The organism is Phaeobacter sp. JH20_02 (genome assembly GCF_048056915.1).
Classification (GTDB): Bacteria; Pseudomonadota; Alphaproteobacteria; order Rhodobacterales; family Rhodobacteraceae; genus Phaeobacter; species Phaeobacter bryozoorum.
In genome coordinates, this window is sequence record NZ_JAYMVP010000003.1 from 1 (window position 1) to 6,869 (window position 6,869).

Consider the following 6,869-nt stretch of genomic DNA (forward strand, 5'->3'; position numbering starts at 1 on the left):
AAAAAAAGACTGTCTTACAAAGCTATGGACATACAGCACGACAATTTCTACCCCGCTCAAGCTTACCTTTGGAAGTTAATCATTTGCTTCGCTAGTTGTCGCTGTTGCAGAGATGGCCACGCTACGGGGGCACCTTCAAATGCCGGTTTACGGCAACATTTCAAGAATATTATAACCCCTCAGGTTAGGAGATTTTTGTCGTCCTTGTGATGGATAAATGGGTTAGACCTGCCAAAATTATGAAGGTTTTGGCAGGTTTGTGGCGCACCAACTAAACGGAGCGCAGGAATCCAAACAAACCACGCTTTGCCCCCTGCCCCGCTCGCTGATCGGTTAGCATTGCGGTCAACTGGCGGCGTTCTTCGCCCTCACGATCAAGGCGTTCTCGAAGGTCGGCTACAGTTTCAGCCATGTTTTCAGATAGAGTATTCGCGGCTTTAAGCTCGGCCCGTAACCGCTCTATTTCAATGCGGTTTTCGCGGTCATTGGTGGGGGTAAGCGTCGGTTTTTCTGACTGGTCAGAGGTAGTCAGCGGAAACACTCTATGCAGCTCTGACGGATCAATCTCGTATCGTCCTTGGGCATCTTTTGGCGCGCTTAAACGCCCTTCTTTTATGGCTTTTAAGACTGTTCCCTTTGCCTTGCGACAAGACTTCGCCGCTTCATTTAGTGTCATGGTCATGCTCGGTTTTCCTCGTGGTCATTATTGGTTTTCTTGACTGGTCATGACCAGTCATCGTGACCAGTGTGCCACAATTCCTGAACCAAACAAACCACCGACAAAATGGCGCGGCACCGCTATCTTAAGCTGTTCTGCTTTCCGCAGTAGGCCACGAAGGCGGCACCCGCGCTTTTTGGCGGATTGCCCTTGGCGGTTTCCGCCTGCGCGAAGGCCAGCCAATCAGCTCGAAGGGCATGGTAGTCCCGACCCTTTTCCTGCGCCAACGCGCGGGCCTTTTCTTCGGCCCAGTCAGGCAGGGTGATTGCGGGCGCGATCTGTGTCTTCGTATTCCGAGGCCGGAAGATCACAAGATCATCTTCTGTCAGCTCGATCCGGTAGAAGGGCGTATGATCGTCAGCGATGATCTGGCGAAGGTTGAGCCGGAACTTTTTGAGCGGAGCATTGCTGCCAGTCTTTCGTTGAAGATTGGCAAGGCCGATATGCCATTTTGGCTGGTTGCCGCAGTGTTTCCGCGCGATCTCGTAGAGACGGCGTTCCAGCGGACGACGCAGGCGGAAGTAGTCGTTCGAGATCGTGACAACCTGGTCGGATTCGATAGCCCGCATGAGCCAGTCCGACAGGACCACCTCGCAATAATCCAGTCGCCATGAACCATCCTCACGCATGACAAATCCACCTTCGTCAATCAGACCAAAAACACGGGTTTCCATGCGGTCTCCCGTGCGAATGTCCGTTTTGAAGGTTGTCCCTCGTAGGCGTTTGAAGGCTTGCTCTAGGCGTTGATAGCCAAGGTTGTTTGTGGGCCTGTTCGTTGAGACTAGAAGCTCTCGCCCCGTGAACCTGACACGCTTACCGATCTTCTCGTCGCGGTTTTTCATGTGCATCAGCTGGCTGATACAGAAGATCAGAATGTCCTTGTCGAAGATGGTCGGCAGGCCGTTATAAGACGGTGTAATCTCTAGGCGAACATCCCCAGCTTCATAGTGCAGGTGGCGCATGTCTGGCTTCGTCGCCAGTGAGAACATCGGGTGTTCCATCGACGCCGTATCATCCTTCGGCACGACATCGGCGATGTCGAGGATGAAGAAATCTTTTTGAGGGTGTCGATCGGGAAGTAAGGCCATGCTCAAGCTATAACAGCAGTTCGCACTATCAGGAACCATAAATTCGCACTATCGGGAACCGCCGCCACTTCGCACCTTTCGGAACCCAAATTCGCACCTTTCGGAACCGAGATTCGCACCTTTCGGAACCCTGTGGATAGTTTTCGCTTTCATAGCCATGAGGTTACAGGCGATTTTCAGGCCCGTAACATACTCCGTAGGTAACACTATTAACACTAGGCGTTTGCTTGATCTGTTCTTTCCAGGAAGCTCAAGGCTGCCTAATCATGGCCTTCGCAAATATGGTGATGGCGAACCCATATTGACTACCTTCTCAAATGTAGTTATGTTGCTACATTAAGGGGCTTGGAAGGATGTGAGCCATGGGAATAACAACGATCAACAGCCGGACGTTCAACCAAGACGCCAGTGGCGCAAAGCGGGCTGCGCAGGAAGGCCCTGTGTTTATCACAGACCGGGGCAAACCCGCGCATGTCTTGCTCAGCATTGAAGCCTACAGGCGGCTTACAGGTCGCCAGGAAAGTATTCTTGATTTGCTTGCCGATCCAGAAGCGGAAGACGTAGCTTTTGAACCGGATCGCTTGGGCAGCCTTACACGTCCCGCTGATTTGTCCTGATGTTCATCCTCGATACGAATGTGGTGTCCGAACTGCGCAAGGCAAAGGCAGGGAAGGCGGATGCCAATGTCGTTGCGTGGGCCGAGGATCAAGACCCGTCAGCGCTGTTTTTGTCAGCCATCACACTCTTGGAACTTGAGATGGGCGTCAGGCAGATGGAAAGGCGTGACAGCACGCAGGGCGCCGTCTTGAGGGCTTGGATGGTTGATCGGGTGCTTCCGGTGTTCGAGGGGCGTATCCTGTCCGTGGACGGGCCTGTCGCGCTCTGCTGTGCTACTTTGCATGTTCCAGACCCCCGCAGTGACCGGGACGCCCTGATCGCCGCGACAGGGATCACCCACGCCATGCCAATCGTTACGCGCAATGTTGCGGACTTCGAGCCGACAGGCGTGCAGATCATCAACCCGTGGGAGCCGATGCCATGACACCCAGCAGCCCGACAGCTACCGTTCTCAAAACAGAGCGAGCCACCATCGAGGGCATCCAGCGCGGGCTTGCGGATGTTAAAGCTGGCCGGACGGTGAGCCATGAGGATGCAATGGCATCCGTGCGAAAGATCATCGACGCGTCGGCGAACGATATTGTTTGAGCCGAAGAATGGCCGGAGTGATTTTCACTGATCCGGCCTGTTGATCCAGACCGCGCAGTAACTGGACCCGTTGTCCTGTTCGACCACCTGTCCGCCTGCGGTGCCGCAATAGATGCTTGGAAACTGCCCGAACTCACGGGCATCGCCGCGCCCTTGTATCCATGCCATCGCCAGTGCCCCGATAACGGCCCCTGTGGCGAGCATGGAGGCCAACCACACCCAGAACCCGCCAAACCAGCGCCATGCCTCTCTACGGGCCTCTCCGGCGGCCTGTGAGAGCTTTGCGCGCTCATTGTCGAGGTCATGCCGGATTCCGGCCATGGCGCTCTCAGCGGCCCTGGTTGCGGCCTGTGTGGCGCTGCGAGCCATCTGGTCGCGGTCAGATGCCAGAGCCTCCTGAATTTCCCCCGGCGCGTCCTTGGTTGCTTTTGCCATCTTCAAGGCAGCTTGTGCCACGGCTTGGTTCAGGGTTTTGGCCTCGTCCTTGTCGAGGCTGGTGCGGGCGATATGCTCGATGCTGCGACGAAGGGCCGTCAGTTCATCAACCAGTTCCTGAAACGGATCCTTACTCATTCCTGATCCGCCTTCGTCGCCATCTGGTCCAGTTCTTCCAGCAGACCGACCAGCTCTTTTTGATCGACTTCACGGGTGGCGTTCTTGCGCAGGGTCGCGGCCATCCAGCGGGCAATCTTGGGGTCTTTCAAAGCGGCATTGGTCACGATAGCCCCGACGATGATTTTGCGCCGGGTCTCGCTGGCTTTCTGGCGGGTTTTAAGGCGGGCCAGTTTTGCCTGTGTTGATGCGATCTGCTGATCTATTGTCCGCGCCATTTTGGTTTCCTTTTCCGCCGTCCTAAGTTGCTTTTAGGCTACCACTGTTGTAGAGAGCAAGACACGAAGTGCCCACTTATACAAACGCTGCGCGTTTGTGTGGGTAGGGGAGACTGGCGTTTCCCCTTAACCCCTAAGCAAAGTGAAGCTCTGATATGGCGATCTATCATTTACGCGCAACGATGATTTCTCGCTCTCAGGGCCGCAGTTCCACGGCGGCTTCCGCCTACCGCGTGGCTGAGCGGATCGAGGACCGCCGCACCGGGCTGGTCTTCGATTACGCGGCGCGGGGCGGTGTCGATTACACCGAAATCCTTGCGCCGGATCATGCGCCGGATTGGGTCCGTGACCGATCCGAGCTGTGGAACCGGGTCGAGGAATCCGAGACCCGCAAGAACAGCCAGGTCGCCCGCGAGGTCCGCGTGGCCCTGCCCGACGAGCTGACCCATGCGCAGCGTGTCGCCCTGGTCCGCGACTACGCACAGACGCAGTTCGTTGACCGTGGCATGGTGGCTGACATCGCCCTGCACGCACCGGGGCGCGAGGGCGACGAGCGCAACCACCATGCCCACATTCTGCTGACCACCCGCGAGATCGACGCCGAAGGCTTCACCACCAAGAACCGCGACTGGAACAAGGTCGAGGTTCTTGAGGGCTGGCGCGAGGCGTGGGCGCGGGACAGCAACGCGGCCCTGGAGCGGGCCGGCATTGAGGACCGCGTGGATCACCGGACCCTCGTGGCGCAGCGCGATGAGGCGCTTGAGCTGGCAAGCGCGGCGCGGGAGCGCGGCGACGAGGGCGCGGAGCTGGTGCAGACCGTGCGGGCCATGTCGCTGGACCGCCCGCCCCTGCCGCAGCTTTCTCCCGGCGCGTGGCAGCTCAAGGAACGCGGCATCGAGGTTGCCGCCGTGCGCGTCTGGCACGAGGTCAAGGACCGTGCCGCCGAGGTCAGGCACGTGGTGCAGGAGCTGACCGGACAGGTTCGCGACTGGCTGGACCGTGCGGCTGATCGGGTCATGGACCGTCTAGGATCAGGGCAATCCGAGCTGGCGCTTGCGGGGGGTCGTGATGGCCGAGAAGAAGAACCCGACTTTGCCACGCGGTTGAAGGCATCTTGGGAAGCCTATCGAGGCCAAGAGAAGGTTCAGGAAAGCCCCACGCCGGAGCGTGAACGGGAGACGTCGCAGGAGTTCGCGGCACGGCTGCGCGAGGCGGCGGCGGGGATCGATCCGGACGATCTAGCCGCCCGTGCAGCAGAGTTACGCGAGGGCCGTGAGGCCGAGGAACGGCACACCGCGCAGGAGGCCGCGCAAGAACAGGAACGGGTGAAAGAGTTGGAGCGACAGCAGGAGATCGAGCGGGATGCCCACCGCGACCGGGGGTATGGTATCGACCGGTAAGACCGTTCAACAAAGGGTCTTTTTTGGAAATCTAGCGTATATGCTGCGAAGGCTTTGCGGCCAGAAATCCTTTTTTCAGCATTTTGTGTGAAGGCTACTCCATCGGTTCCGTAGGAGAAGCACTTGTCCGAAAAATTGGCCATAAACACGAATGCATCCGCGATGGAAATGGCGGATTCGATGTTTGGGAACGGTATAAAAATCGTTTCAGCAAGCTATACTGGCGCTCAAAGCGCGTCGGGTATTTATTCTGGTGGCGACACCACCGCATCAGAGATTACCCCCTCAGACAGCGGCGTTATCTTGTCCACCGGCCGCGCCAGCGACGTCACATCCGGCGGCAAAGACGTCAACGTCTCCTCCGGGACGACGACACAACACCATCTTGCCGGCGACAAGGAGCTTTCGGAAGTTTCCGGCCAACAAACCTATGACGCATCCGTGCTGGAAGCTGAATTTGTGCCCGAAGGCAGCACGCTGACAATGCAGGTGGTGTTTTCCTCTGAGGAATATCTTGAATATGTAGATTCAGGTTTCAATGACGCCGTTGGCATCTGGGTCAATGGCCAACCGGCGAAAATGACTATCGGATCGGGAGACTTGACCATCAACAATATCAATGATGTCGACAACGCCAATCTTTACGTCGACAATTCGCATAATGACGATACCTATAACACCCAAATGGACGGTTTTACCGTCACACTGACACTGAAGGCACCCGTTATTCCGGGCGAGGTCAACACCATAAAAATCGGCATTGCCGATGGGGGTGATGGAGCTTACGACAGTAATTTGTTGATTGCAGGCGACAGCGTGCAGACCGCACTGGTCGCCGAAGATGACGAAATCAACGTCACATCGAACGGCGAAACATCATACGATCTTTTGGCCAATGACAGCTCCACAGGTGGCGGCACACTGACGCTCACGCATATCAACGGGCAACCTGTTGCCGTAGGGGATACTGTGACACTGGCGTCCGGTGAGGTGATCGAGCTTACTCCAACCGGGCTGACCCTTACTGGCTCACAGACAGATACTGGTGCAAACATTTTTTCCTATACGGTGGCAGACGACGACGGAAACACCGATGTCGGCTTTGTCACCGTCAACACGACTCCAGGCGTCGTTTGTTTCGCGACGGGCACCATGATCCTTACGCCTTCGGGTGAGGTGCCAGTAGAGCGCCTGCGCCCCGGGGATTTGGTGGTGACTGCGGACAACGGCCCCCAGCCACTGATCTGGAGCGGCATGCGCCGCCTCGGGGCACCTGAGCTGGCGCATATGCCACATGTCAAACCAATCGAGATCAGGTCAGGGGCGTTCGGCAACCACAGCACACTTGTTGTATCGCCGCAACACGGTCTGTTGCTGTCCTACGATGGCGAAGAGGTCATGGTCCGCGCAAAACATCTCGCCGAGATGCGTGGTGGGGTAGTGAGGGTAAAAAAAGGTTGCCGGAGTGTGACCTATTGCCATTTGCTGTTCGAACAGCACCAAGTGATCTTTTCTAACGGCATTCGCAGCGAAAGCTTTTTCCCAGGGCCTCAGGCCTTAAAAGCGCTCGATCAAGAAGCCCATAAAGAGCTGATCGATATCTTTCCCTTTCTGAACGGCGATGTGG

General features: G+C 56.9%; 9 protein-coding genes. 5 read left to right on the top strand and 4 right to left on the bottom strand.

Going from position 1 to position 6,869, the window contains the following annotated elements:
* Positions 1-271 precede the first annotated feature (271 nt).
* Positions 272-682: a hypothetical protein gene (locus VWY34_RS01100; protein WP_416536853.1), complete on the bottom strand. Its 411-nt coding sequence runs from the start codon at positions 680-682 to the stop codon at positions 272-274.
* Positions 683-798: 116 nt separating this feature from the next.
* The gene (locus VWY34_RS01105; RefSeq protein WP_416536854.1) at positions 799-1,806 is read right to left on the bottom strand and encodes a replication initiator protein A; all 1,008 of its coding nucleotides are present in this window, start codon (positions 1,804-1,806) and stop codon (positions 799-801) included.
* A 362-nt stretch (positions 1,807-2,168) separates the two neighbouring features.
* Here VWY34_RS01105 and VWY34_RS01110 point away from each other — a divergent pair, with 362 nt between their 5' ends.
* The 3 genes from VWY34_RS01110 to VWY34_RS01120 are packed head-to-tail and all read left to right on the top strand — an operon-like array spanning position 2,169 to position 3,012.
* The gene (locus VWY34_RS01110) at positions 2,169-2,423 is read left to right on the top strand and encodes a type II toxin-antitoxin system Phd/YefM family antitoxin (protein WP_416536855.1); all 255 of its coding nucleotides are present in this window, start codon (positions 2,169-2,171) and stop codon (positions 2,421-2,423) included.
* Entirely contained in the window at positions 2,423-2,848 is a 426-nt protein-coding gene (locus tag VWY34_RS01115; RefSeq protein ID WP_416536856.1) for a type II toxin-antitoxin system VapC family toxin, read from the top strand. The genes VWY34_RS01110 and VWY34_RS01115 overlap by 1 nt, the downstream gene beginning before the upstream one ends.
* Positions 2,845-3,012, top strand: coding sequence for a hypothetical protein (locus VWY34_RS01120; protein ID WP_416536857.1), 168 nt, complete (start codon positions 2,845-2,847; stop codon positions 3,010-3,012). The genes VWY34_RS01115 and VWY34_RS01120 overlap by 4 nt, the downstream gene beginning before the upstream one ends.
* Before the next feature lie 24 nt (positions 3,013-3,036).
* Here VWY34_RS01120 and VWY34_RS01125 read toward each other — a convergent pair whose 3' ends face one another.
* On the bottom strand, positions 3,037-3,585 hold the full coding sequence (locus VWY34_RS01125; RefSeq protein ID WP_416536858.1) for a hypothetical protein: 549 nt from the start codon (positions 3,583-3,585) through the stop codon (positions 3,037-3,039).
* The gene (locus tag VWY34_RS01130; RefSeq protein ID WP_416536859.1) at positions 3,582-3,842 is read right to left on the bottom strand and encodes a hypothetical protein; all 261 of its coding nucleotides are present in this window, start codon (positions 3,840-3,842) and stop codon (positions 3,582-3,584) included. The genes VWY34_RS01125 and VWY34_RS01130 overlap by 4 nt, the downstream gene beginning before the upstream one ends.
* 155 nt (positions 3,843-3,997) lie before the next feature.
* Here VWY34_RS01130 and mobQ point away from each other — a divergent pair, with 155 nt between their 5' ends.
* On the top strand, positions 3,998-5,242 hold the full coding sequence (gene mobQ, locus VWY34_RS01135; protein ID WP_416536860.1) for a MobQ family relaxase: 1,245 nt from the start codon (positions 3,998-4,000) through the stop codon (positions 5,240-5,242).
* 123 nt (positions 5,243-5,365) lie between these two features.
* Positions 5,366-6,869: choice-of-anchor L domain-containing protein (locus tag VWY34_RS01140; RefSeq protein WP_416536861.1), on the top strand; the 1,504-nt coding region annotated here is incomplete at its 3' end.

Excerpts from the sequence above, each read along its gene's own strand:
- VWY34_RS01130 (WP_416536859.1), bottom strand. The coding sequence starts at position 3,842 with ATGGCGCGGACAATAGATCAGCAGATCGCATCAACACAGGCAAAACTG.
- VWY34_RS01120 (WP_416536857.1), top strand. The coding sequence starts at position 2,845 with ATGACACCCAGCAGCCCGACAGCTACCGTTCTCAAAACAGAGCGAGCC.
- mobQ (WP_416536860.1), top strand. The coding sequence starts at position 3,998 with ATGGCGATCTATCATTTACGCGCAACGATGATTTCTCGCTCTCAGGGC.
- VWY34_RS01110 (WP_416536855.1), top strand. The coding sequence starts at position 2,169 with ATGGGAATAACAACGATCAACAGCCGGACGTTCAACCAAGACGCCAGT.
- VWY34_RS01115 (WP_416536856.1), top strand. The coding sequence starts at position 2,423 with ATGTTCATCCTCGATACGAATGTGGTGTCCGAACTGCGCAAGGCAAAG.
- VWY34_RS01100 (WP_416536853.1), bottom strand. The coding sequence starts at position 682 with ATGACCATGACACTAAATGAAGCGGCGAAGTCTTGTCGCAAGGCAAAG.
- VWY34_RS01125 (WP_416536858.1), bottom strand. The coding sequence starts at position 3,585 with ATGAGTAAGGATCCGTTTCAGGAACTGGTTGATGAACTGACGGCCCTT.
- VWY34_RS01105 (WP_416536854.1), bottom strand. The coding sequence starts at position 1,806 with ATGGCCTTACTTCCCGATCGACACCCTCAAAAAGATTTCTTCATCCTC.